This window comes from Marinobacter flavimaris (assembly GCF_002933295.1).
Classification (GTDB): domain Bacteria; phylum Pseudomonadota; class Gammaproteobacteria; order Pseudomonadales; family Oleiphilaceae; genus Marinobacter; species Marinobacter flavimaris.
In genome coordinates this window covers 286,797-312,571 of the sequence record NZ_PSSW01000001.1, presented here as the reverse complement: position 1 = coordinate 312,571, position 25,775 = coordinate 286,797, and the positions used below count along the sequence as shown (strand labels likewise).

At 55.0% G+C, this 25,775-nt stretch carries 21 protein-coding genes; 13 read left to right on the top strand and 8 right to left on the bottom strand.

Annotated elements, in window-relative coordinates; genetic code table 11:
- Positions 1-55: 55 nt before the first annotated feature.
- A complete protein-coding gene (rfaH, locus tag MDHKLMBL_RS01460) occupies positions 56-535 on the bottom strand; it encodes a transcription/translation regulatory transformer protein RfaH (protein ID WP_104269952.1) in 480 nt (159 codons plus the stop codon).
- Positions 532-1,308, bottom strand: a complete 777-nt coding sequence (gene cysQ, locus MDHKLMBL_RS01455) for a 3'(2'),5'-bisphosphate nucleotidase CysQ (protein ID WP_069183109.1) — start codon at positions 1,306-1,308, stop codon at positions 532-534. Before cysQ ends, rfaH begins: the two co-directional genes overlap by 4 nt.
- A 90-nt stretch (positions 1,309-1,398) precedes the next feature.
- Between cysQ and MDHKLMBL_RS01450 the strand changes: the two genes are divergently transcribed.
- Positions 1,399-2,760, top strand: a complete 1,362-nt coding sequence (locus tag MDHKLMBL_RS01450; RefSeq protein WP_104269951.1) for an MBL fold metallo-hydrolase — start codon at positions 1,399-1,401, stop codon at positions 2,758-2,760.
- 12 nt (positions 2,761-2,772) lie between these two features.
- Here MDHKLMBL_RS01450 and MDHKLMBL_RS01445 read toward each other — a convergent pair whose 3' ends face one another.
- The 4 genes from MDHKLMBL_RS01445 to MDHKLMBL_RS01430 all read right to left on the bottom strand — a co-directional run bounded on the left by MDHKLMBL_RS01445 (position 2,773) and on the right by MDHKLMBL_RS01430 (position 7,172).
- Positions 2,773-3,231, bottom strand: a complete 459-nt coding sequence (locus MDHKLMBL_RS01445; protein ID WP_104270132.1) for a pilin — start codon at positions 3,229-3,231, stop codon at positions 2,773-2,775.
- Between the two features lie 87 nt (positions 3,232-3,318).
- On the bottom strand, positions 3,319-4,833 hold the full coding sequence (locus MDHKLMBL_RS01440) for an O-antigen ligase family protein (RefSeq protein WP_146083396.1): 1,515 nt from the start codon (positions 4,831-4,833) through the stop codon (positions 3,319-3,321).
- An 8-nt stretch (positions 4,834-4,841) separates the two neighbouring features.
- Positions 4,842-6,638, bottom strand: a complete 1,797-nt coding sequence (locus MDHKLMBL_RS01435; RefSeq protein ID WP_146083395.1) for an O-antigen ligase family protein — start codon at positions 6,636-6,638, stop codon at positions 4,842-4,844.
- Between the two features lie 75 nt (positions 6,639-6,713).
- Positions 6,714-7,172, bottom strand: coding sequence for a pilin (locus MDHKLMBL_RS01430; protein WP_104269948.1), 459 nt, complete (start codon positions 7,170-7,172; stop codon positions 6,714-6,716).
- A gap of 425 nt (positions 7,173-7,597) precedes the next feature.
- Between MDHKLMBL_RS01430 and pilB the strand changes: the two genes are divergently transcribed.
- The 12 genes from pilB to yihG all read left to right on the top strand — a co-directional run bounded on the left by pilB (position 7,598) and on the right by yihG (position 21,520).
- Positions 7,598-9,313 carry a type IV-A pilus assembly ATPase PilB gene (pilB, locus tag MDHKLMBL_RS01425; protein WP_104269947.1) on the top strand — a complete coding sequence of 572 codons (1,716 nt, stop codon included), beginning with the start codon at positions 7,598-7,600 and terminating at the stop codon, positions 9,311-9,313.
- Positions 9,314-9,315: 2 nt separating this feature from the next.
- A complete protein-coding gene (locus MDHKLMBL_RS01420) occupies positions 9,316-10,536 on the top strand; it encodes a type II secretion system F family protein (protein ID WP_104269946.1) in 1,221 nt (406 codons plus the stop codon).
- A gap of 94 nt (positions 10,537-10,630) precedes the next feature.
- The gene (locus MDHKLMBL_RS01415; RefSeq protein WP_104269945.1) at positions 10,631-11,506 is read left to right on the top strand and encodes a prepilin peptidase; all 876 of its coding nucleotides are present in this window, start codon (positions 10,631-10,633) and stop codon (positions 11,504-11,506) included.
- A gap of 3 nt (positions 11,507-11,509) precedes the next feature.
- A complete protein-coding gene (coaE, locus tag MDHKLMBL_RS01410) occupies positions 11,510-12,109 on the top strand; it encodes a dephospho-CoA kinase (protein WP_104269944.1) in 600 nt (199 codons plus the stop codon).
- Positions 12,102-13,196: a hypothetical protein gene (locus MDHKLMBL_RS01405; protein WP_104269943.1), complete on the top strand. Its 1,095-nt coding sequence runs from the start codon at positions 12,102-12,104 to the stop codon at positions 13,194-13,196. The genes coaE and MDHKLMBL_RS01405 overlap by 8 nt, the downstream gene beginning before the upstream one ends.
- Complete coding sequence (tsaA, locus tag MDHKLMBL_RS01400; RefSeq protein ID WP_104269942.1) at positions 13,196-13,939, top strand: tRNA (N6-threonylcarbamoyladenosine(37)-N6)-methyltransferase TrmO; 744 nt, start codon at positions 13,196-13,198, stop codon at positions 13,937-13,939. The genes MDHKLMBL_RS01405 and tsaA overlap by 1 nt, the downstream gene beginning before the upstream one ends.
- A gap of 43 nt (positions 13,940-13,982) precedes the next feature.
- Complete coding sequence (locus MDHKLMBL_RS01395) at positions 13,983-16,334, top strand: response regulator (protein WP_104269941.1); 2,352 nt, start codon at positions 13,983-13,985, stop codon at positions 16,332-16,334.
- A gap of 62 nt (positions 16,335-16,396) precedes the next feature.
- Complete coding sequence (yacG, locus tag MDHKLMBL_RS01390; protein ID WP_008170214.1) at positions 16,397-16,585, top strand: DNA gyrase inhibitor YacG; 189 nt, start codon at positions 16,397-16,399, stop codon at positions 16,583-16,585.
- A gap of 112 nt (positions 16,586-16,697) precedes the next feature.
- On the top strand, positions 16,698-17,255 hold the full coding sequence (locus MDHKLMBL_RS01385; protein ID WP_014577720.1) for a YfaZ family outer membrane protein: 558 nt from the start codon (positions 16,698-16,700) through the stop codon (positions 17,253-17,255).
- 141 nt (positions 17,256-17,396) lie between these two features.
- Positions 17,397-19,568: a hypothetical protein gene (locus tag MDHKLMBL_RS01380; protein ID WP_104269940.1), complete on the top strand. Its 2,172-nt coding sequence runs from the start codon at positions 17,397-17,399 to the stop codon at positions 19,566-19,568.
- An 89-nt stretch (positions 19,569-19,657) separates the two neighbouring features.
- A complete protein-coding gene (locus MDHKLMBL_RS01375) occupies positions 19,658-20,593 on the top strand; it encodes a glucosaminidase domain-containing protein (RefSeq protein ID WP_008170208.1) in 936 nt (311 codons plus the stop codon).
- Positions 20,594-20,605: 12 nt separating this feature from the next.
- Positions 20,606-21,520, top strand: coding sequence for a 1-acylglycerol-3-phosphate O-acyltransferase, YihG family (gene yihG, locus MDHKLMBL_RS01370; RefSeq protein ID WP_104269939.1), 915 nt, complete (start codon positions 20,606-20,608; stop codon positions 21,518-21,520).
- Here the strand turns inward: yihG and MDHKLMBL_RS01365 are convergent.
- On the bottom strand, positions 21,486-24,188 hold the full coding sequence (locus MDHKLMBL_RS01365; protein WP_104269938.1) for a LuxR C-terminal-related transcriptional regulator: 2,703 nt from the start codon (positions 24,186-24,188) through the stop codon (positions 21,486-21,488). The genes yihG and MDHKLMBL_RS01365 overlap by 35 nt on opposite strands.
- A 213-nt stretch (positions 24,189-24,401) precedes the next feature.
- The gene (locus MDHKLMBL_RS01360) at positions 24,402-25,763 is read right to left on the bottom strand and encodes a DUF1329 domain-containing protein (RefSeq protein ID WP_104269937.1); all 1,362 of its coding nucleotides are present in this window, start codon (positions 25,761-25,763) and stop codon (positions 24,402-24,404) included.
- Between the last annotated feature and the right edge of the window lie 12 nt (positions 25,764-25,775).

Here is a 25,775-nt window from a genome sequence, read left to right as displayed (position 1 = left end):
GAGGTGCAATTATTGTCAGCTGCCGCAGCGGAAAGGAAGGCGACTTTTTGATCCGTCACCTTTTTAGAGCGGAGACAGGAACACTCACCACTTGCTGTTTTTGCATAAAGTTTATCAGCACGATTGCACGCGCTTCACCATCATAGGACTGGAAGATGGCGTTGATACCTTCAAACGGCCCTTCATTCAATTGCACAGCCTGGCCCGCCTTTATACCACCCTGCTCTGCCACTGAGTCGAGGCTCTCTTTGATATGCTGGATCACTGCATCGCTTATGGGTGCGGGTTTGTTGGCAAAGCCCACAATGCGAAGGACTCCCCGAGTGGAGCGGAGCTTCGACCACATTGGGTCGGTCTGCTCAAGATTTACAAACAAATACCCGGGGAACAACGGTTCCAGTTTTTTCGAGCGCTTTCCGCCCTTGATTTTCTCCACACTGATTTTTGGGTAAAAGCAGGCAATGTCTTGGTTCTGAAGGTGCTGAAGAGCGCGGTCGCCCTGAGCGGGCTTGTGTTGAAGTGCGTACCAGGTCATGGCCGGGGACTGTACCAGCTTCCCGATGCAACGAAATACGGATTTAACACATTCTGTTTACCATATTTGAGGGGTTCCCCATCCAGTGTCTGCACTTTGCCGCCGGCAGCCATCAGCACGGCTTGCGCAGCACCGGTATCCCATTCAGAGGTAGGGCCCAGCCGTGGATAGATATCCGCATGCCCCTCGGCGATACGGCATAATTTGAGGGAGCTGCCCGCCTGCACCAGCTCATGTTCACCCAATGCCTCGATGAATGCCCGGGTTTCCTCGTTCAGGTGGTTTTTGCTGGCAACAACCCGTTTCAGGGGTTTAGGTTCTGCCACACGGATGTGATGGACCCTGCCGGTACGGTCCCGCATGTGGGCCCCTTCTCCCACAATCCCCCAGAAAGCCTCTTTCAGGGCAGGCGCGATGACAACCCCCATCACTGGCTGGCCATCTTCGATCATGGCGATATTTACCGTGAACTCGCCGGTGCGCTGGGTGAAATCCTTTGTGCCGTCGACGGGATCCACCAGCCAAAAGCGGCGCCAGTGTTTGCGCTCTTCCCAGGGGATATCGCTGCCCTCTTCCGAAAGGATCGGGATATCCCGGCTGATGCTTCTAAGCCCATGGGTGATGATGTCGTGGGCAGCGGTGTCTGCAGCGGTAATTGGCGAATCGTCTGCCTTGTAGCTCACTTTGAAGTCAGACTGGTAAATGTGCAGCACTTTCTCACTGGCCGCATCGGCCACTTTTATCACGTCCGGAAGGATGGAGCTGTAATGCATGTGATTCGCTTCCTGCTTCAGATCAAAACGTTATGAACTATCATAGGCAATAGTAACACTCCCTCAATAAAGAACGAGAAGGATGGCTCTATGAAACTTCGCTTCCTTGGCGGCACAGGAACAGTCACGGGCTCCCGCTACCTGCTTTCAGATGAGAAGCATCGGGTGCTGGTGGATTGTGGCATGTACCAGGGCGTAAAGACCCTGCGCCGGCGCAACTGGGCGAAGTTTCCCGTGGATCCCTCCACTATTGATGCCGTGGTGCTCACCCATGCCCACATTGACCACTCCGGCTACCTGCCAGCCCTGGTGAAAAACGGCTTCAAGGGCAAGGTTTACTGCACCAAAGCCACCCACGAACTGTGCAAGGTTCTGTTGCCAGATGCCGGTTTTTTGCAAGAGGAGGATGCGAAGTACGCGTTTCGCAAGAAATTCTCCAAACACGAAAAACCGGAACCGCTGTTCACCGAGAAAGACGCCTGGGAAGCCCTCAAGCATTTTGAGTCCCTCTACTATCATGAGACGTTCGAGCCGGTAAAAGGGTTCCAGGTAACCTTTACCCCGGCGGGTCATATTCTGGGTTCGTCCTGTGTACATGTTCATCACAAGGGCGCAGACAGAACGGTGGTGTTCAGTGGTGACGTTGGGCGTCAGAACGACATTATCATGCGCCCGCCGGAGCCACTCGAGAAGGCCGATGTGCTGATCTGTGAGTCAACCTACGGGGATCGGGCCCACGGCGAGACGGATCCGGAGGCGGAACTGGCCGAAATCATTACCCGCACGGCGGGGCGTGGCGGTATCGTGCTTCTCCCGGCCTTTGCAGTGGGCCGTGCGCAAATGCTGCTGTATGTGATTCACAAGATTATGGGGGACGGGAAGATACCCAAACTGCCGGTTTTCCTGAACAGCCCCATGGCCATCAAGGCTACTGAGATCTTCTGCAAGCATCATAAAGAGCACAAACTGAACGCCGCTCAATGCGAACTGATTGACGAAAAAACCGAATTTGTCCGCAAGGTGGAGGAATCCATTGAACTGGATGCGGTGCGATATCCCTGCGTGATTATTTCCGCCAGTGGAATGGCCAGTGGTGGACGGGTCCTACACCACCTGAAAACGCTACTCCCAAATCCCCGCAACAGCGTGGTGTTCGCTGGTTTCCAGGCGCCTGGCACCCGCGGTGATGCACTGGTGAACGGTGCGGAATCAGTGAAGATCCACGGTGAGTACTGGCCTGTGAAGGCGGAGATTCATAACCTGGATTCTCTCTCCGCACATGGTGACTACAACGAGATTCTGGCGTGGCTGGAGCAAAGCTCGTTGAAACCCGAAAAGGTTTATGTCACTCACGGGGAGCTCGTCGCGAGTGACGTTATGCGCAAACGGATTCGGGACAAGTTTGGCTGGGATGTTGAGGTGCCGGAGTTGTTTGAAGAGGTTGAGGTTTGAAGCCTCCAGACATCAGCTCTCAGCGCAGCCTGGAGGCAGATATGTCGCACTCCAGTCTGCAGCGCCACCCGGATCAATAACGCACGTCCAGACACCAGAGACATTTCGAGCAAGTCGAATGATCGCGCCTGACACAGCGGGATGAGCATTGCCCCCCATTGTCACCTGCATATGACCGGAACCGTCACTATTGAGTACACTTATATTCGTTGAGGCGTTGCCCGTCGTAAGATCCGAAGGTACATAGCCCAGGCTAGCATTAGTGACGCTCCCCATCTGCGACACTCGCTCCTCAAATCCTGTTTTTAAAGCCGAGAGTTCTCCAACCACCCGAGTTATCTGGCTTTTTGGAACGAATTCTCGATAGACGGCGACAGCGCTGGCAGAAATGATTCCCAGGATTGCGACCACGATCATCAACTCGATCAAGGTGAAACCACGCTGATTAGGGCGGTGGACATCAAGTACCATGTTCTCATCTCTCCAATCCAGAAGTTCGTATCTTTCATGGGATATGCAAAACATCCGCCAACTCTTATTGTCACGAAGAGTTGCCATTTACGGTACGTATTGTCTTGGAAAGTAACCGTGATACCAAAATCTGGGGAAGAACGAATCTGCGGATTGCTCCAGATATAACGGTTTGTCCTCTAGCATCGCCTGATGGTAATTGAAAACACCAATTAACCATACAGTCATAACGCAAGCAACTAAGAGACTTGACACCGTTGCCAAAAATTTCCGTTGGCCTGAATATCCAGAAAAACGCATTCCGCTAGTTTTCAATCTAGTCTGAAGGAGCGCCCATAGTGCCGACAAAAGAAACACCCCTACCAGCATTGAAGATGGCACAATGAAAACCGAGGACATGGAGGCATGAGCAAGCGCTCCAGTGACAGAAGCAACGAATCCGCACAGCACTATACGCTCCTTTGAGGAGCTGACATGATTACCCAGCCTTGCAACTTGAAGCACTCGCCTTACTAAACCAAACAGAAGCGCGGCGAGCAGCATAACCGTGACCCACCCATACTCAGCTGCCCACATAAGATACATGTTATGGGGATGGCCAAACGGCTTGGTACTCGTATAGCCATCTGTTAGCGGTTCATGCAGTAGCCACGATTGGGGCCCCATTCCGAACGGTAGGTTCTGACCGCTCATGGCTAACGCTTCCTGCCACATAACAAGGCGACCAGAAGACCCGGTTCCCAGTTCGCGACCCCCTGCCTCCAAACCAAGGAGCAGCGGAGCTAGTATTGACAGACAAACCCAAAGGACTACTCCAACCTTTAAAAATAAAAAAAACTGCCGAAGCCAGGGCTCGGAATCGCGACGAAAAACAACCCATACGAACGCTGCTCCAAATCCGATACTGAGCAGAGAGCCCCGTGCGGATGAGAGCAGCGCTATCCAGACCCAGACTCCCCCACCGAGAATGATCGCCACTCTCCACAAGCGGAAATTTGCAGACTTCGCAACAGTCAGCGCAAGCGGTAGGAGAGGAATCAACCAGGTAAAGAGCTGGCTCCAGTAACGAATATTTACGAACCCCCAGGGAAGGTAGTCAGATAATTTCGATGCAGGCTCTGACAACCAGAATAGGAAATAGACGAGGGCCAAAGCCGCATAAGCGACTACACCCGCGCCCAGGAGAACCACTGCGGGGACAATGTAAGCACTTGGAGCCCAATGCTGCCCCAGCACCCCCCCTAGAATTACCACGGTCAGCAGGAAGCCGATGTAAAGGCCCGGTTCTATCCACTTAAATGGATTCTCAGATACAAACCCGTGCCCGAGGATAGATACACTTACAACTGCAACCAAAGCTAACGGCCATAAATGCTTCCGAGCAAATCCCGGGATGAGCACTAATAATCCAGCCCCGACAGTGACAAAAACCGCCAGCAAGAAACAAAGGGCTATACGCTGTGCGGAGTAGCCACCTGAAGGGAGTGGCAGAAGCCCCCCAAAAAGGCTCAATGACATGGCAACCAAGAGCAAACAGCAAAAAAGCAAGATCAGCTTGCGGGGCCTGCCTCCTCCGCGGACGCCTGGTTCAAGCTGCTTCATAAGCTCTTTCAACCTTCGCCTGGACTGGTGGTGCCTTCACTCCGATTGACCCAATACATCATGCCGTCGGCCAGGCACCCGTGAATGTAGGCAATATCAAACGTAGCTCCAAGCCGCTTGGCTTCGAGGAGCTCCTCCGCCAAACGCTCTACCGAGTTTGGATAAAAACCGACTGTTTCCTTTACTCTGGCGCAGGCCTGCTCTTTTGGCCCTTTGATAGATCGCAAAGCCGCATGTCTCAGCATAAAGACCATTTCCGGGCGCCATGACATATACCTTTCCAACTCCTGAATCTGAGCATTTACCCCAAACAACGACACTTGTTCTCTTATGATTTCAGCTTTCAAAGCTTCGCCACCGACGAATCGATTCCTTTTGGCATCCAGAAAGGCGTATTGCTCTTCGTCACCGAGTTGCGCTTTGTGAAAACCCCTAACTGAGGCCCAAACATCGTTTGCTACATAGGCAGTGGTCAACAGTGCGGTAGCAAGCACAGCCCCCCCAATCGAGACGGGCAATGCTGCCACTGAAAACCTGAGCACTATTCTGCCGTCTACCTGGGCTACCAAAACGATCGCCAGCGCGAAGAAACTGAAAAACCAGAAGGAAAACTCAACCATGTTGTTGATAAACAGGGCTCCCAGCAGAGAAAAAACAAAAAAATCTCTCGGCTTGAATGAGCATCGGTAAAACAGGAAAACGAGGTACCCTAGAACCAAAAACACCGCCAATAGCCCAAGAACGCCCAATTCCACTAGCACATTTACAAACAAATTGTGCCCATGAGTCCATAATGTTCCCATTCTTATGGGGTTTTCGACTGCCTTGTCAGCCTCAAGACTGAAAACACCGTACCTCCCCGGCCCGAAGCCAGTAAGCGGATCTTTCGCAATTTCCCAATAACCCCCTAGTTTTCGCCATTCTTCTGCCCGGTAATTGTCTGTGAGCCTGAAACGATCCGAGATAGACTCTTCTTTATCCCGCTGTATAAATCCAGACTCAGCAAGAGCGTCTGTGAACGGTCGGCTGATCGTGGGAAAAAGAAAGGTAATTGCGGTTATGGTTACCACAATCAAAACAAGCTGCTTCCCTCGACCGAAACATACCCGCGAGAATAATTCCCGCCTGAAGTTTGGAGGAGACAAAATCAGCTTCGCCGAGGGCAACACTATTATCAGTAAGACGAAAGCGACAAAGGCCCGACTACCAGTCAAACCGGCTGCCATGGCCAGATAGGACACCGACAACAATACTGGGAAGAATCGCATCCGGTTGGTAATCAATAAAAAGGAGCTTGAGAGCACGCCAATTCCAAGAACCAGCGCGGTAAGGTTTGCCTGATTCAATGGTCCCAACAAACGGGGAGTTTCACCCGTTATCCAGGGTAAGAGAAACTTTAATACTCCGTAGTGCCGCAGGAGTCCGTAGGTCGCTGTGATAAGGGCAATCCAGTAAAAAGTCCTTGCCAGCAGAGGGGTCAAATCGACCCCCTGCTCACGCAATGTCGCGACGGAAGCGGCAACCAGAACGCCGGAAAGAAGAAAGATCAGGTAAGAATAATCGCTAAACAAGAATTCGCCTTGCACAAGCGATGAAAAGACTGTCAAAACAGCGAGCAGAAGAATCATCAATCCCGATATGGGAAGCGCGATCGCTTGCTTCCGATAACTTGCTAAAGTAGCGCAAAAAAGAATGCTGGCGACCAACATACTGGCCAAATCGTTTGGAAGGTCCTGGTAGGGAAAAAGATGAAAGGGCAGCAGGAATCCTAAACAAAATAAGAGAACCAGCAAAAATCTCAGCACCTTAACAACCTCCGAAAAGCTTTTACCTAAAAAAAAGGCGCCCTTGACGGGCGCCCTTAGCTCCAAATCTTAGGATTAAGAGTTGGTGCAGCCTGCAGGCACGTAAGTGGCCTTCCAGTCAGAGGCGGAACCTCCGTCGATACGACAAGCCCAAGTACCATCAGAGGTACGGCTCAGCTGGATAACCGCGTCTTGAATGCCAGCGCCAGAGTTGCCACCGAGAGTAACGGACAGTGCGCCAGCGCCACCGCCGAAGTTCAGGCTAGTCGTACTGGTGATAGCATCAGTCAGATTAGACTGAACGTGGCCAAGATCACCCCATGTGAAGGATGTGTTACCACGGGTCAGGTTCTCTTCAACCGCAGTGCGCAGTGAAGACAGCTCACTGTATGCGCGGTTAACCTGGGTGCGAGCGGTGTAATCCTGATACTGCGGAATAGCGATGGCAGCAAGAATACCGATGATCGCAACAACGATCATCAGTTCGATCAGGGTAAAACCTTTCTGAGCGTGATTGATTTGCATGTTTTTCATTATCGACCTCTGCATTTGTCGTTGATCAACTCTTTACGGCCCGGGCCCGGTGGAGTCACGCCCCGTGACCGGTGGTTTGAGCCTGAGTTTTAGAATGCACCGACCATGCCAACATTGTTCTAACCTGGAATTTTTAAAATATGTGCAGCGTTTCAGGGGCCTGGAAGCACATGAGAACCCGATCACACAAAGGATTGGCACGGCTCCGGTTGCCCGCAGACGTCAATGGGTGACATATTTGGTCACCTTTAATCGCTTAACCGGTTTTGGGCTTGATGAAGAAAGCTTACTGAGCGCCCTCTTGAATAACACAAGAAACCGCTTATTTTGACGGGTGCTTTCCAAACCTGCGCAGGCCAACTAAACTCACTTCAATTGACAAAACCTCCGTTTCAGTAACTTAGGCAGCGTTTCTTACTTAATTTATGTCTACCAACAAAAGCAACATCACGCTCACGGGCCTTGCGAGGCGCTTCGTGGATGACGGTCTTCTGGATGAAGCAACTGCAAAAGATTCTTTTTTACAGGCATCTCAGAACCGTATTCCGTTAATTACATACCTCACGCAGAACAACCTCGCCGACAGCTCCAAACTGGCGTTTTCGGCCGCCATGGAGTTTGGCGTATCGGTGTTGGATCTCTCTGCGTTCATGCCCGAGATGATGCCCGAGAAGGTGGTGGACGAAAAACTGGTCCGCAAACACAACGCTCTTCCTTTATACAAGAGAGGTAATCGCCTGTTCATCGCAGTCTCGGACCCGACTAACATCCAGGCTCTTGATGAAATCAAGTTCAATACTGGTCTGAGTACCGATGCAGTTTTGGTAGACGATGCCAAGCTAAGAGACGCCATCGACAAATATCTGGAATCTCAAGACACCACGATGGGTGATCTTGACGATTCTGATTTAGAAGGCGTGGAAACCGAAGCTGGAGACCAAGAAGACGAGGGTACTGTCGTCGCCAGCGAGGTGGATGACGCCCCTATCGTCAAATATGTGAACAAAATGTTGCTGGATGCGATTCGAGGAGGGGCCTCGGATATTCATTTCGAACCCTATGAAAAAGTCTATCGAGTTAGATACCGCACAGACGGCATATTGAAAGAGGTTTCCCGCCCCTCCATTAAGCTGGCACCGAAGATCTCAGCCCGTGTAAAGATCATGGCCCAGCTGGATATTTCAGAAAGGCGTGTACCTCAGGACGGCCGTATCAAGATGAAGCTGTCCAAAACAAAAGCCATCGATTTCCGTGTAAACACTCTGCCCACCCTGTGGGGTGAGAAGATCGTTTTGCGGATTCTTGATCCCAGCCAGGCGAAACTGGGCATTGACGTGCTCGGTTATGAGGAAGATCAGAAAGAGATGTACCTGGAGGCCCTGAAACAGCCACAAGGCATGATTCTGGTGACGGGCCCAACCGGCTCAGGCAAAACAGTTTCTCTGTATACGGGCCTGAATATTCTGAACACCCCGGACATCAACATCTCTACTGCCGAAGACCCGGCAGAAATCAATCTGGAAGGCATCAACCAGGTTAACGTGAACAACCGTGTGGGTCTGGGTTTTGCCGAAGCCTTGCGAGCCTTCCTGCGCCAGGATCCCGATGTAATCATGGTCGGTGAGATTCGGGATCTGGAAACGGCCAATATTGCTATCAAAGCGGCACAGACCGGGCACCTGGTTCTCTCCACCCTCCACACAAACAGTGCACCAGAGACGCTCACCCGTATGATGAATATGGGCGTACCCGCGTTCAACATCGCTACTTCGGTGAGCCTGATTATTGCCCAACGTCTGGGCCGGAGACTGTGCAGCTCATGCAAACAGCCCTTTGACGTCCCGAAAGACGTGCTGTTAGAGGAAGGGTTCACACAGGAACAAATTGATACAGGCTTCACGTTGTACCGCCCCAAGGGCTGTGATAAATGCAATGGAGGATATAAAGGCCGCGTCGGGATTTACGAGGTGGTCAAGATTACCGACGAGCTGGCGAACATGATTATGGAAGAAGCCAGTTCCATCAAAATTGCAAAGCAGGCTCAGGCCGAGGGCTTCCGTAACTTGCGCCAATCGGCACTTATGAAAGTGATCGAGGGCGTAACAAGCCTTGAGGAAGCCAACCGCGTGACGAAGGATTAAGCATGGCAGAGAAAGCACAGAAGCTGGAATCGTACGTTTGGGAAGGGAAAGACCGAAAGGGCAATAAGTCCAAGGGCGAGCTAACTGGCTCCAACCTTGCGCTGGTTAAGGCCCAACTTCGCAAGCAAGGCATTATTCCGGATAAGGTCAAGAAGAAACCCAAGCCTCTTTTCGGTGGCAGCAAGAAGATTACCCCCTTCGACATTGCTATGCTGACTCGACAGCTGGCGACCATGATGAAAGCCGGTGTGCCTCTTGTGCAGAGCTTTGACATCGTTGCCGATGGCCTCGAGAACAAAGGCCTTCAGGAATTGGTTATGAGTATACGAAATGATATTTCGTCAGGTACCAGTTTCGCAGGCGCATTGCGTAAACACCCCAAGTATTTTGACGACTTGTACTGCAACTTGGTCGACTCGGGTGAAAAAGCTGGCGCGCTCGAGGCCATGCTCGACAGGATTGCCACCTATCTGGAAAAAACAGAACTACTCAAGAAAAAAGTAAAGAAGGCGATGACCTACCCGATCGCTGTAATCGTCGTGGCGATCATTGTGACAGCCATCCTTCTCGTGAAGGTTGTGCCGCAGTTCGAAAGCTTGTTCCAGGGTTTTGGCGCAGAACTTCCCGTTTTCACTCAATTTGTTGTCGAACTTTCCGAATGGCTCCAAAGCTGGTGGTTCGTGGTCTTGCTGGGAATTGTTGGCACCATTTTCCTGTTTAAAGAAGCCAAGCGTCGCTCGCAGAAGTTCTCCGACTTGGTTGATAAATATGTTCTGAAGCTGCCCGTTGTTGGAGAAATCCTCGATAAGTCTGCGGTTGCCAAGTTTGGCCGAGTTCTCTCAACGACCTTTGCTGCCGGCGTTCCGTTGGTAGACGCTCTTGACTCTGTTGCCGGCGCGACAGGTAACGCCGTTTACCGGGATGCTATTGACCGAATCAAAAACGATGTATCGAGCGGTACCCAACTGCAAGCCTCCATGCGTCAGCAGGATATCTTCCCTGTGATGGCCGTGCAGCTAACCGCGATCGGCGAGGAGTCCGGTAACCTGGACGAGATGCTGGCCAAGGTGGCGGAGCATTATGAGGCAGTGGTCGACGACATGGTCGATAACCTGACTGCCCTGATGGAGCCAATGATCATGGCGGTTCTGGGTGTTCTGGTTGGTGGCTTGATCATCGCCATGTATCTGCCGATCTTCCAGATGGGTCAGGTGGTTGGTTAAACTCACCGACCCGAAGCCCCGCTAGACCTTAAGTGGGGTCAGAAGAAAAAGCCCTTCTGGCCCCGAGTTCGCCCGCCTGATTTTCGGATAATTGATGATTACTCTGGACGCCTTTCTCGCCACTCCCTGGCTGCTTTTCATTTCCGTTACCCTGGTATCCCTCTGCATCGGCAGCTTCCTGAATGTTGTGATTCTGAGGCTGCCAAAAATGATGCATCAGGACTGGCGCTGCCAGTGCGAGGAATTCCTTGAGCTGCCTGAAACACAGCGTAAGGATGAAGAGCGGGTTACCCTGTCCAAACCGGCCTCCACCTGCCCTTCCTGCGGCCATGGCATTCGCGCCTGGGAAAACATCCCTTTAGTCAGCTGGCTGGTTCTTCGGGGCAAATGCGCATCCTGCAAGGCGCCTATCTCGCCACGTTATCCAATCATTGAGGCGGTAACTGCGATTTTCTCGGTGGTGACCATTGCAGTCATCGGTCCGAACGAATCCGCCCTCTGGGCCTTGTTGCTGGTGTGGGCTCTGGTGGCCCTGACCGTTATCGATTTTGACACCCAGCTCCTACCAGACAGCATTACGCTGCCCCTGATGTGGCTGGGCCTCGTGTTGAATTATTTTGGCGTGCTGACGGACTTCAACAGTGCCTTCTGGGGTGCGGTGGTAGGTTATCTCTCCTTGTGGTCTGTTTACTGGCTGTTCAAGCTGGTCACCGGCAAGGAGGGCATGGGGCACGGCGACTTCAAACTGCTTGCCGCACTCGGCGCCTGGCTGGGGTGGCAGTTGTTGCCAGCGGTGATTCTGCTTTCCTCGGTTGTAGGTGCCGTTGTCGGTATCAGCCTGATGGTGTTCAAGAAGCATGGGCGGGAAGTTCCGATTCCGTTTGGGCCCTACCTCGCGACGGCGGGGTTGATTTGTCTGTGGTTTGGCAGTGAGATTCAGGCGTTCTGGTACGGATTCCTGGGAGTCTGATTCATGAAGATTGCTGGCCTTACCGGCGGGATTGGTTCCGGAAAATCCACTTTGGCTCGCTTGTTTGGTGAGCACGGCGTGCACTGGGTGGACGCCGATGATGTTGCCCGTGAGGTGGTTGAGCCGGGAACGCCTGCACTGGAGCAGATTTCAGAGCATTTTGGGAAGAAGATCCTCACTTCTGAGGGTGCTTTGGATCGGGCGCAGCTTCGTGGGATTGTCTTTGAGAAGCCGGAAGAGCGTTTTTGGCTGGAGTCGCTGCTGCATCCAATCATCCGCGAGGAATTGATTCGGCAGTTGAACCCGGAAAACTACCAGCTTCCCTACGTGCTCCTGGTCTCCCCTCTCCTTCTCGAGACCGACCAGCACGAGCTGGTTGACCGCATTATCGTGATCGACGTGCCTGAAGAAACCCAGATTGAGCGCACCATGGCCCGGGATACCAATTCCCGGGAGCAGGTTGAGCGGATCATTGCGGCTCAGATGCCGCGCGAAGATCGGCTGGCGCGGGCGGATGAGGTGATTGATAATGACCGCCCTCTGGATGAAGTAACACGTCAGGTGCGGGAGCTGCATGAAAAGTTGCTGGTGGACTTTGGCTGACTGGTTTTCCCGCTATCGTATGGCAGTCCTTGCGGCTGCACTTTCTCTGACGGTCTCTTCTCCAAGCTACAGCATTGAGCCGGTGTTTGAGGTTCAGGAGCGTTCCGTGGCTGAGATTCTCTCGCCGGGCCAGCTCCCGATCGGGTTCTATACGTTTGAGCCGGACGAATACTGGGCCGATCCCCGGGACTCCTACTGGCTGAAGTTCAGTAACTGGGTGCTGCGGCAGGAGCGTCTTCACGGGCAAAAGATCCAGTCGGTTGGCCAGTGGGCAGACCGTACCTTATCGGGCAGCGCCCAGAGCCTTCCCAACAACGAGAGCTACCTGCGCATTGGCTTTGCGACAGAATCCGAGTACGGCGATCCGGCACAGTTTGAGCCTGAGGCTCGGTTCCGGCTGGATATTCCCACCACCCGCCGGAAACTGCGCCTGGTGATCGAGAGCGAGAGCGAAGACCTGATTCCTCTCGGGGAGCGCCAGCGGGACCGGCAGCTTACGGAGCCCGAGCGTTCCGATACGGAAGCCACAGGTGCACTGCGTTACCTGACCCAGATTGGTGACGCCATCAACTTTTCCAACGACGTGGGTGTGCGCCTGCGACTTCCTCCAGACGCGTTCTGGCGGGCAACGGCTGAGAAACGTTGGCGGCTGGACGACAAGTGGATTCTGAACGCTCAGCAACGGTTCTATTATTTTCATCAGGATGGCTGGGGCGAGCGAACCTGGATTGGCGTTGGGCGCCCGGTGGGCAATGACTGGTATTTTCGCTCGTCTTCAGAACTGGAGTGGGTGCACAACGACAAGGAATTTGTTGCGGCTCAGATATTCAGCCTGCGTAAGCGCATGAATAACCGCTTGATTGTAACGCCCCGACTGGGCGTACTTGGGGAAAGCAAGCCTTCCTGGCGCACCACATCAGCGTTCGGGGATCTCACGTTCCGCTACCGTCTACACAGCAACTGGCTCTATGCGGAGCTGATTCCAGCACTGGAATTCCCCCGGGAGGAGAGCTTTAAAGACCGTGCTTCTGTGGTGTTTCGGGTGGAAATGTTTTTCTCCGGTATCATTGAGGATGATCGTTTGTAATGCCAAGACACCCCTCGAAACCCGCGACCGAGGCCCTTACTCTCACGCCTATCGCCATTACCCGCTCATGCTTTCAGGACAAGTTCGGGGTGCCTCGCCAGCCGGGGTTGACCCGTCACGCCCGCGCCGACCTGATCATCCAGCCACCGTTTGACCGGGAAGATGCGTTCCGGGGGCTGGAGACCGCCAGCCACTTGTGGCTGACCTTCCAGTTTCACGAAGCTGTACGCGCTGAATGGCGGCCAGTGGTGCGCCCTCCCCGCCTGGGCGGCAACCGCAAGATGGGGGTGTTTGCCAGCCGCTCACCGTTTCGCCCCAACAGTCTTGGTCTGTCGGTGGTGCGCAATGAGGGGCTGATTCGCAGAGATGGCGAGCTTATTCTCCGTATCAGCGATCATGACCTGATCGAAGGCACACCGATTCTCGATATCAAACCCTACCTTCCCTTCGCCGATTCCGTGCCCGAGGCCACCCTGGGCTGGGCAGATTCTCCGCCCACGGAACGGCTGGAGGTGGTTTTTCTGCCGGAAGCGGAGGCGCAGATCCGTCAGCTTTCATCGGAGGACTATCCGGAACTGCGCCCGCTGATCGAGGATGTGGTCGCATACGATCCACGTCCCTCCTTTCGCAGAGGTCGGGAGGAAGAGCGCATTTACGGCGCGCATCTGTACGATCTGAACGTGCGATTTCGATTCGTGAATGATCATTCACGGAAACGTGTCGAAGTGCTGACGGTCTGTTAAACTGCTTTTGGTGATTTTGTAGTCGACACAGGGAATATGTGCCTTGCCTTCAAAGCGGTTCTTCAAACGATTGGGAATACGACCACTGGCGGCAAGGTTGCTCGCCTACGTATTGCTGTTCAGCCTTTTTCTGTCTCTGGTGGCAACGGGCGTTCAGCTGATCGGAGAATTCGAGCGGCGCAAGAACGATCTGCTGAATGACCAGACACGGGCCGCCGAGTTGGTTTCCGGAAGCATGAGCAACAACATCTGGCTGATGAATTTCAGCGAGGTGGCCAACAGCCTGGATGATATGAAAGCAGTGCCCGCTGTCCAGTACGGGCGGGTGGTGACCAGCACCGGCGAAACCTTCAGCACCGGCACTTACCCTGAGGGCCGGGTCATATCGCAGACCTTTCCACTGGTTTTCGACCGCTCCAACAACCGCAGTCCTGAGAACGTTGGCACGCTCACCGTCACCTCCTCCATAGACCAGATCTACACAGACCTGCGTAACCGCGCGCTCCTGAACCTTTTGTTTCAATCCATTGTTGTCATGCTGGGCACCCTGGGCCTGCTGGTGATCGTTCGTTTAACGCTGTCCCGGCATCTGGAATCCATGGCCGATTACGCCGCCCGACTGAATCTCGACGCGCTGGTAGACCCACTGAAGCTCAAGCGCAAGCCCCGAAAAACGCCGGATGAACTCTCGGAGCTGGAGCAGGCTCTGAACAAGATGCGCCTGCAAATCCTTGAGGACACCCGCTCCCTGCGCCAGACCACAATCCAGTCCCAGGGTGAACGGGACGAGGCAGTGCGGGCCAATCACGCCAAGAACCAGTTCCTCGCGAATGTCAGCCACGAACTGCGTATTCCGCTGCAATCAGTGCTGGGCTACGCCAACCTGCTCACCGATACGCCGCTGGATCAGGAGCAGCGGGAATACGTGCTGACCTTGTTGAGCGCCTCGGAAAGCCTCTCGGCCATCATCAACGACCTGCTGGATATCTCCAGCATGGAAGCGGGCAAACTGGTACTTGAAGACATCCCCTTCGACCTTCGGGAAACACTCAATGATCTGGTGCACATGCTTGGCTCTCGAGCCCGGGAGAAGGGCCTCGCACTAGAGCTTCGGATCGACGAAAACCTGCCCTGGGCGCTGAAGGGCGACCCGGTTCGCATTCGCCAGATATTGTTGAACCTGACCTCCAACGCCATCAAGTTTACCGATTCCGGCCATGTGCTGATCAGTATCGAGGTGTTGGGCCGCCGGGACGACAAGGCACGCCTGCGTATTGCCGTGGAAGACACCGGCGTGGGTATCAACCCGGAAGATGTTCCCCTGGTTTATGAGCCCTACGTGCAGCTTGGCCAACAGTTCCAGCGTCAACTGCCCGGTGCAGGCCTTGGCCTCACTATCTGCCGCCAACTGGTGGGCCTGATGGACGGGTCCATGGATCTTGAAAGCCGCCCCGGTGAAGGCTCGACCTTCTGGATGGAACTGACTCTGCCCGTGGCCCCGGAGAACGCCGCACGGGTTCGGCCGGATACCCGGATGGTGAAGAATCGCAGGATTCTGGTAGTGGATTCCTATGAACTATCCCGCAAGATCACTCTGGAAATGCTGTCCCGGCACGAAGTGCACATCGAAGCGGTGAAATCCGCCGGCGAGGCGCTGACGTCCCTGCGCACGGCGTTCGATGGCCAGCAGCCGTTCGACGCGATCATTCTGGATGGCTTTGTGCCGGATATGGACAGCGACCTGCTGTGCCGGCAGATCCGTAGCAACCCGCTCTGGTCAGATATGCGCCTGCTGATCCTGTCGTCCAACCCCCAGCGGGGCGACGCCGAACATTTTCGCCAGGCGGGCGCCGATGCCTTCCTGAGCAAATCTCTGCGAGAGTCCTGCCTGACACCCATCCTCAACCAGTTGTTTGCCGATGCAGCCAAAGATGAACGGCGCTTCCTGACCCGATTCTCGCTTCAGGCTACCACCGATACCGCCCGGCGCCGGGAGCTTCCATGCGGCCGAATGAAGGTGTTGCTCGTGGAAGACAACCCTGTGAACCGCACCCTGACCCGTCGACTGCTGGAGAAACTCGGTTGCGACGTGATGACCGCCAACGATGGCGAGGCTGCGGCCAGCCTCTGGCAGTGGCACCCGTTCGATCTGGTGTTCATGGATTGTGTGATGCCCCGTGTGGATGGCTTTGAAGCCACCCGACGCCTGCGGGAATGGGAGAAAACCCACAACCGCGTGCGTATCCCGGTGGTCGCGCTGACCGCCAGTGCCATGGAAGAAGACGAGGAACGCTGCCGCCGATGCGGTATGGATTCGTTTGTTGCCAAGCCTGTCAATATTGAAATGCTGCGGGCAGTACTGGAACAATATTGTCAGGCGTCTGCTGCCTCCTGAGACCGGCTTACCGAACTACGGGCACAGACATCCAAACACGTTTCCGATACCCGAAGGCAACCATGAACGTTGAATGCCCAACCTGTAAAAAGTCCGTGGAATGGACCGAGACCAATCCCTGGCGCCCTTTCTGCTCCGAGCGTTGCAAACTGATCGATCTGGGAGCCTGGGCCAACGAGGAATACCGGGTACCCGCAGAGAACGCATCACCAGAAGATCTGGACCAGGGCGGCGAGACCACCCGGCACTGATCTGCGAAAAATGAAAGTTAACGGGGACTTACTGGCATTTAAGTTGAGTGGTCCGGTGCGTCCCGTTAACATACCGCCAATTCTGCTAAAAACGTAACGAAGGTGCACAACTATGAAAGCGTCCCGGATTTCCCTGATGGTTCTCTCACTGGCTGCCGCGCCTGCCTTCGCAGGTGACGTGGATCTTAGCCTTACAAACGACTCGGTGAAGGGCCAGGTAAACTTCTTCGGCACCAACAACGATATCCAGCTTGGCACCGGTTACACCTACCACGAAGGTGGCCGCGATATTTTTAACGCCGATTTCCATGCCCAGGGCCGCACTGCGATCGGTAACCTGCCGACTACCGCCGGCATCGGCATGCGCGGCATCTTCTGGGATCAGGGCCGTGCAGACGGTGGCGCTCTCGGTCTCGGCGGTTTCGCAACCGTCAACATCCCGAACGTGCCGGGCCTGTCGTTCACTGGCGGCCTGCATTACGCACCCAGCATTCTCTCGTTCGGCGATTCCGATGACATGACCAGCCTGGAGCTGCGTGGCAGCTATCGCGTGATCCGCAACGCGGAGGTTTTTGCTGGCTACCGTTACCTTAACACCGATATCGAGAATTCCTCACGAGACGTTAATCTCGATGAGGGCGTTATGGCCGGCATGAAGATTTTCTTCTGATTCATGCCTCATCTGAAACGGGCCCGTTCTCCCGGGCCTGTTTCACTTTCCCTCCCTGACTCTTTCGTGCTTTTCCTCACGCTTTCCCGAGAATCCGACTGTTAGACTGTCTGCCTGTATTTTCTGCACGGATAGCCAGGCATGCGATTCACACTCGGTTTACTCCTCTCCTCGACTCTGGTGCTCACCGCGGGATGCGGAAGTGGCGAAGATGCCATTGCCGGCGCGGCCGGACAGCCCAATGACTTCGCGGGAAACAAGAACCCGGTCGATGATTTCAGTTCCGGCAGCACCGGCGATTCCTCGAACACAGGCGGCCTGGCCAGCAATGAAGTCCGGGTAACCATGGAAATACCGGGTGGTGTCACCAGCGACGGCGAGCCTACCCGCCGCAACCTGAGAATCGTGCAACCGGACAGGGTGAGTGTTTACTACACCAACCCGGCCTTGCAGAACCTGGGCGAGCCTCCCATTTCCAGCCGCACCGACAGCGAAGGTTTCACCATTATCGAATTCACAGAAGGCCTGCCCCTTGGACCGGATGTGATTATCGATGCCAGTTATGGCAACACCCGGATGCGAGCCCTGGCGGCCGATGCAGACCGGGATGTGAAGGTGAATCCTTTTTCCGAATATCTGGTGCGTAACACGCTCAGCAGCTATACGGCCGGTGAGTTCCAGACCATTCTGGATTGCGTTGCCGATGAAGGCGGCGAGCTATGCCTGAACAAGTATGTGTGGTCGACCCTCGCCGATCAGGTCCACGACTTTGAAATTGAGATTCCATCCAATGTTGGCCTCGGCGGTGCCCTGGATATTCTCGAAGATCGGGGAGACTTTGCCCGTTACGTGAGCGCAATGGCCGACTACGCGGTGCTCGATGAGACGTCCTCGGGAAAGATCAGCGCCAGTTCCGCAGACTACAATTCGGTATTTCTGGGTATCGAGCTGGGGCAGACCTTTCTCGAGTCTACCCTGAGCGGGTCCGGACAATGGGGTGTTCGAACGGCCCAGGAAGAGGTGCTGACCGATGATAATGGCACCGGCTATGTCTATCCGGCTCTCACCCTGACCAGCTTTGATGCCTTCAACATCCGAGTGACCTCTCTGGCCAACGATATCCCATACGATCGCGAGGCTCTGATTCACCAGGCGGGAAACGACTTCTTCGTTCGGGGCTCTGAATACTGGGAACGGAACACTCACTCTTCATCCCCCGGAGCAGCCACGCTGTTGGAAGACACTCGCCTGCTGGCAGGCCGGGCCCTGTATCAGAGCATTACCGGCCGGGGCAGCTCGAAAATTATTGGCTGGACTCGCAATCCCTACTATCTGGACGCCTTCACAAGTGCGCCTGAGGATGAAACCACGGGGCCCGACCGGGTGATCAGCGGCTACTTCAGCGCTGGCAAAGCTATCGAGCTGGAAGCGGACGGCGACCAGTTGCGACGGCTGGGTACTCTGGAGGATCAGTATCTGTCGGTTCTTGAGGTCAACCTCCTCAGGAAGGAGGGATTCGACGCCGACAGTCTGAATGGCCGCGACTACAACATGCTGTATCTTGGAACCCGATTCAGCGACGAGACAACGCCTCTCACCATCGAAACAGGCGTTGGCCAATGGCAGATTTCTGGCGGTACAGTTAACCAATCCCAGAGCTTTACGTCATTACAACGAGACAGTTCAGGAACTGTCTCGACGGACTCCAGCGGTACCCGAGCAGAATCCTGGACCCTGAGCAACCGAACCTCGCGGCTCAGCAACGGGGATGTGGATATCGGACGACTGAACCTGGACATAACCACCGCTTCCGGTGATTTCCAGCAGCCAGATATTGGTGTCGGTGCCAGCACCCCGGATGGCACCCTGATGGCATTCAACCTGGACGATAGTCCGCTAGGCGACGGTATCCTGATTGCCGCGGAACAAACCGCGAACACCGCACCGGCTACGGGACAGTTCAGGCTTCAGGGCGTGGCCCTGGCCCTGACATCGCAGACGAACCGCCTCCGACATTTTGACAATGCCCTGCTGACCATCGAATCCTCAAGCTCGGCAACACTCTCGCCGACTTCGCTGACCAGCACCCATTCCGTTGATGACGAGACCGTGACAAAACCTGCGCTGGAGAGCCTGGCGGACATCGACCTGGCGCTCAGCCAACTGGGCGACGGGAGGGTAGAGTTCACCTCAGGCAACCTTGTGCTTGAGGGTTTTCACACCGCCAGTCAGGACCAGTTCTATTTGCGTTTCCGATCCACAGGGGGTGGTGAGGAACAGATCGGTTTGCTTGTTGCAACACGACTGCCCTGACGGCAGTGGCATCCGACAAAACCCAACTGGCAAACGCTCTCGTATAACCTGTTATAATCATTGCTATATCGATTGAAACGAGAGGTTTTATGTCTGCGGGTAAACGGGCCGTCATACTGATGCTCCCCCTGATTGCATTTGCGATCGGCGGTGGCTTTTATACGCCACAGGCCAGTATTGACCGGATCAACTCCGATAACACAGGCTCCGAACCCGCACTGTCTTCTCTGCCTCCGCTCCCGAGCTGGGCCAACGACGACCTGCCGGATTTTTCTCAGTATCAGGACACCACAGAGAAGAAGGCCGCGTTCTTCTCGTTTCTCTACCCACGGATTGTTCTGGCCAACTCACGGATTCTGATTGAGCGAGACTACCTGGATAGCCTAGCTGCGAAGGAGACATTGACCAGCAAGGAGTATGATTGGCTGGCCCAACAGTCTGAGCGATTAAGAGTGGATGCCGAGCCCGGCAGCGACGAGCAGTTTGCCCTGCTACGCAAGCGTCTCGATGTGATTCCTCCGTCTCTGATCCTGGCACAGGCCGCCAACGAATCCGCCTGGGGCACCTCCCGGTTTGCCACGAAAGGTAATAACCTTTTTGGCCAGTGGTGCTTTTCGAAAGGCTGCGGACTTGTTCCCCGCGGCCGAGCAGAGGGCGCGAGCCATGAGGTGGCCAAGTTCTCCTCACCCTACCGCTCGGTTCGTGCGTACATACAGAACCTGAATCGCCACCCGACCTATCAGTTGTTGCGAGACGTCCGCCTCGAAGACCGCCGTGATAATGCCCCTCTCTCAGGCCTGGAGCTTGCAGAGGGTCTGCTTGGCTACTCCGAGCGCGGAGAAGAATACATTGAAGAGATCCGGGCAATGATTCACTACAACAACCTGGAGTTTTACGACGACGATTTCCGCAGCGTGGTTAGAAACCTCGAACCCGGCAGCCTCGAACAGCTGGCTTCTACCGAAGCGGAAACCGGTTTGCTACCCCGCCAATCATCACTGAAAACCAACCCGGCTGAAGGTTAGAGACTCCACCCCATGCTCGATTTTCTTCCCGCGCCGCTGAAGGGGACTTTAGCGGCTCTGCTCATCCTGTGTAACACATTGGTGCTGTTTCCGGTTCTTCTGGTATTCGCCCTGCTCAAACTCGTGCTGCCGCTTAACCCCGTTCGTAAGGCCTGCACGGTGATTCTGAACAACATCGCGTGGGTCTGGATCGGCTTCAACAACCTGCTAATGGATTTTCTGCACAAGGTCACATGGGACGTTCGCGGGGTCGAAAATCTCAGCCGGGAGCACTGGTACTTTGTCACCTGCAACCACCAAAGTTGGGCCGACATTCCCGCCATTCAATATGTACTCAACAGCCGGATTCCCCTGCTGAAGTTCTTCCTGAAGAAACAGCTGATCTGGGTGCCGTTTCTGGGGGTTGCCTGGTGGGCGCTGGATTTTCCGTTCATGCATCGCCACACCAAGGAACAGATTGCCAAACGCCCTGAGCTCAAGGGAAAGGATGTAGCGGCCACCCAGGCTGCCTGCGAGAAGTTTCGCTACACCCCGGTAACGATCTTCAACTTCATGGAAGGCACCCGTTTTACACCCGAGAAGCATGATCGCCAGAATTCACCCTATAAGCACCTCTTGAAACCGAGAGCAGGCGGAACGGCTTTTGTACTGGACGCGATGGGCGACATGATTCACACAATGCTGGATGTCACGATCGTATATCCCGACGGCAGGGCGGGCTTTTGGGATTACCTTTGCGGGCGAATCCGAAGGATTATTATTGACGTTCGGACGCGGGAAATTCCAGGCGAGTTTCTGGGAATGGATTACGAAAACAACCGGGAGACCCGGATTGCATTCCAGCGCTGGGTGAGCCAGATTTGGGCCGAAAAAGATGCGCGAATCGATGAGCTTAAAGCAGCCCAAGCTCCCGGGCCCGGACAATAGCCTGGGTTCGGGATTTCACTTCCAGCTTGGCATTGATTCGACGCGCGTGGGTTTTCACCGTGTGCAGGGAAATATGCAGCTTGTCAGCTATTTCCTGGTTTGAAAGCCCTTTTGCAATCAGCTCAAGCACGCCCTGCTCCCGCTCACTGATGGGCTCCGCCAGGGTGTCCAGGGTACCCGCGACCTCACGCAGCTCGAACACCTCGCCCAGCGCCTCTTTAAACGCACTCTCGGGAAGCTGACCAAAGCCCTTCGTCATTAGCTCCTGCAATTCGTTCCTGAGCTCCCGGAAAGGACTGATGAAATGCTCTGCAGCAGCCTCATTGACGACGGTAGACAGAATCTTCAGGGCAACCACCGGTCCCTTTTCATCCAGAACGATCACAGCCTCAAGCAAGCGCATGTGGAGCTCTACGCCCCATGGAATGGCTCCCTCATATCGTTCACGGATACCCTGGAGTGTTTCCCGGGCTTTTATCAGATCACCGCGGGCCAGGTCGACCCGAACCTGAAGGCAGTCCAGCAAGCCCGGCATCATGGGGAAAAGCTCCGGTACGCAGCCCGCTTCCCGGTAAGGAGCAAGCTTTCGAACCGCCTGATCGGCACTGTCGATCTGATTCTGCGACAACCAGCAGTTGGCTTTCAGGGCCTCGAGAACAGGTACGAACAGGGATTCGTCGACTTGCCAGGAATGCATGGTACGCTCGGCCCGACCAATCCAGACAAACGCATCCTCCAATCGCCCCTGGGCCCGACACATCAAGACACGAATGGTCATCGCCAGCAGCAGTCCAAGATCCCTGGTCTGTTCAGCATGTCGCCCACAGGTGACCAACAGGCGATCTGCTTCCGCTTCACGGCCCTGATGCCAAAGCACAAGCACCAGATTCAGTTGCAGGCGGGTTTCACCAATCCGGGCAGGACGCGAGAGCTCCTGCATGGCGGTATCGAGACCGGTGCGCAACAATTGCTCTGCATGTTTCAGGGCGCCTTTGCCCAGTTCGATCCGGGCATGGGCATAAACCGCCAGTGCTTCCGAACCGGAATCGCCCGCTTCTCTTGCCAGTCTCGACGCAGCCCGGTTTGCTTCCCGGGCCTCCGGGAATCGACCCGCGGCGCACAATGCACTGGAACGGACCATCTGCGTGACAAGCTGGCCCTGAGTACTGAGTTCCCCGTCAGCCAGGGCCTCATCAGCCATGTCCAAAGCCGGCCCAACACTGCCCTCGCCCCGCAGGATAAACGCTTTCAAGGCACGAATCCGTGCAGCCTGCTCCTGTCGGTCGGTCACAGCCAGACCATCAATCAGCGCTCGAGCCTGGCGGAACTGGCCGCTAATTGCATGAACCCAGCTATAGACAATTCTGAGACGCACGCTTCGTTCCAGGAGCTGGGCCGGCAGACTCTTTCGAAGGCGCAGGAGCGATGCGGTATCCTGACCCAACAGCAAAGCCTCTGATCCCTCAGCGGCTATGCGGATGACTTCCTCGGCATCTCCAGACAGTAGCGCGTATTTCAATGCTTCCGGGAACTGGTCGCGCACGCCAAACCATCGGCTCGCCTGCAGCATCCGCTCCGAATAACCGGCCATTACGGGCGACTTCAGCCATTCCTGCAACAACGGGTTTACACGGAACCAGCGACCACGGCCCGGCATCGGCTTCAGGGGCAGCCCCCGCTCGGCAGCCTGAGAGGGAACAAAGCCAGCTTCAGGCAGGAGTCGCTCAAGCGCCAGGAACAGTTCATCGGAGCACAGTTCAAGTTCTGCAATACCCCGCATGGACCGCATCTGCCCCGGGGTCAGATTGCCAAGCACCGACTCCTTCAAAAACCTTTCAACGCTCGGTGTTTCCTGAATGGGTTTGCGCTCGATATTCTGAGCAACCTCCCGACGATACAGCGCCAACGGCGTCGCCCAGCCCTCGGTCATATAGTAGAGGTTATCGACAGCAACGCTGGTGAGTTCGCTCTTCGTCGTGGCGGACCGGAAAAACTCGAAGGTTTCTGAACGGGAAAACTCAAGCGTTTCAGACCCGATGCGGGTGAAACGGTTTTCCAGCTCGAGGCTGTGCGTTTCGAAAGGTAGCGCCTTACGGGAGATAAGAATGATGGACGAACCACTCGGAAATTCCATCACCAGCTGTTGAAGCAGGTCCACTACGGCGGGATTGCTGAGATTTTGGAGGTTGTCGAGCACCAGGACCCGTGGCTGGCCGGAACCCTCTCGCGCCAAAGCGACCTGCATCATCGAAAGGGTATCCGAGAAGGTGGCGCCGCTATGGAGCCCCTGCTCCGGGGTTTCAGGCAGATCCAGGGCAATGGCAAGCAAGGTCAGGAAGCGGGATGGTGCATTATCCTGGGAGTTCAGCGTAATCCAGCGGACTTGATCGGCAGCCATTTGAGCGCTGACGAGGCCGCTGACCACAGCGTGGGATTTGCCGTAACCACAGGGCGCCTCCAGAAAAAGAACACCTCTGGAAGTCAGTGCTTCGGAAATCCTGGTATCAAGCTTTGGCCGAACCATTGAATCGGACGGAACCGGGGGAATATGAACCCGTTGTCTGAGCAGGTCCCTGATTAACTCGCCCCGTTGAAGACCACTGTTCGCTGACTGGAATTCGTCGTTGGCTGCACAGCCATCATTGAATGGTTTCACGCACTGCCCCATTTAGCTCCGGCTCGCACTGCCTTGCACCGCCGGAAAAGTGGATCTTGCACTGACTTTTCAATGGCGACCGACATCGGGTACGCCTTTAGTATGATAAGAAGGTTAAACCAATTGAGGGGTGGGCTGCAAAATTTTGACGTGAAAGGGTTTTCCAGGGTGTAAAAAAAACGGCGGGCCGTGAGGCCCGCCGTTTTTTGGTCTTCTGTAGAACCCTTACCGGGTACCGGCGCGGCGCAATGCGGCCGGCGTGTAATCCCTGGAGCGGCGCTCAACGCCAAACTCATACGGATTCTCTTCCTCGTTGGTCAGACCAAGCGCGAGGTAGCGGCCAGAGAGCAGGTCGTACAGCGTCTCTATGGCGTACCAGGGCACGTTCTGATCGTAGAACTGCATATTGTGGGCTTCTGCAACACGCCAGAGTTCGCCACGGCCGTCGTAGTGATCAATGACAGATGCCTGCCAGGAGTCTTCATCAATGTAGAAGTCACGCTGGGCATAGATGTGGCGGGCCCCTTCTTTCAGGGTTGCGCGAACATGCCATACACGGTGCAGCTCGTAGCGAGTGTAATCCTGATTGATATGACCAGCCTGAATAATCTGGTCATAGCTCAGACTGCGATCGGTCAGCTTGTAGGAGTTGTACGGAATGTACATTTCCTTCTTGCCAACCAGCTCCCAGTTGTAGCGATCCGGAGCACCGTTGAACATGTCGAAGTTATCCGAAGTACGCATACCGTCAGACGCGGTACCCGGTCCGTCATACGCTACCTGAGGCGCCCGACGAACCCGACGCTGACCGGCGTTGTAAACCCACGCACGGCGAGGCTCGGCAACCTGGTCGATGGTCTCGTGTACCAGCAGTACGTTACCGGCGAGACGTGCCGGAGCGGTAATGGCCTGCTTGAAGTAAAATAGAACGTTCGCATCCTCGTCCGGATTGTAATCCGAGAGGTAGGTACGCCAGGTAAGCTCGTCCTGGAATTTCACAACAGAGAATTCACCACCTTCAGTCGGCGTCACCTGACCAACGGTACGCTGTACAGAACCACCTCTGTAACGGGTAATGTGGTTCCAGATTGCCTCCAGACCATTCTGGGGAATCGGGAACGGGGTGGCAGACTGATAGTTCCCCAGACCGTTACCGTCCTTGATCAGCTCAACCGTGGTCGCGTTTTCAACGGTCTGCTCCATGACCTCTTCAGGATAAGCAGCCGTACGATGGGTTTCATACACCGGCATGAAGTAGTCATCGTAGCGCTCGATCATCGCAACCTGGCCCGGGGACAGATTGTCTTTGTACTGCTCGACGTTACTCTGATCGATGGTGAACTTGGGCTGCTCATCCGCGAACGGATTCACATAGATGCCGTCATTGTTGTAGCCGGGAGGCGGCGTTGTCAGACCACCGGTCCAGGCAGGAATGGCGCCACCGTTACCGGCTTTTTCTGCACCCATCGGTGTCAGCGAGTTACCCAGCTTGGCCGCTTCTTCAGCAGAAACCGCACCCCAGGCCTGGCCGGCAAACATGCTCGCTGCCAGGACGCCTGTGGCCAGTAGTTTCTTGTTAAGTTTCATTTAAATTCCCTC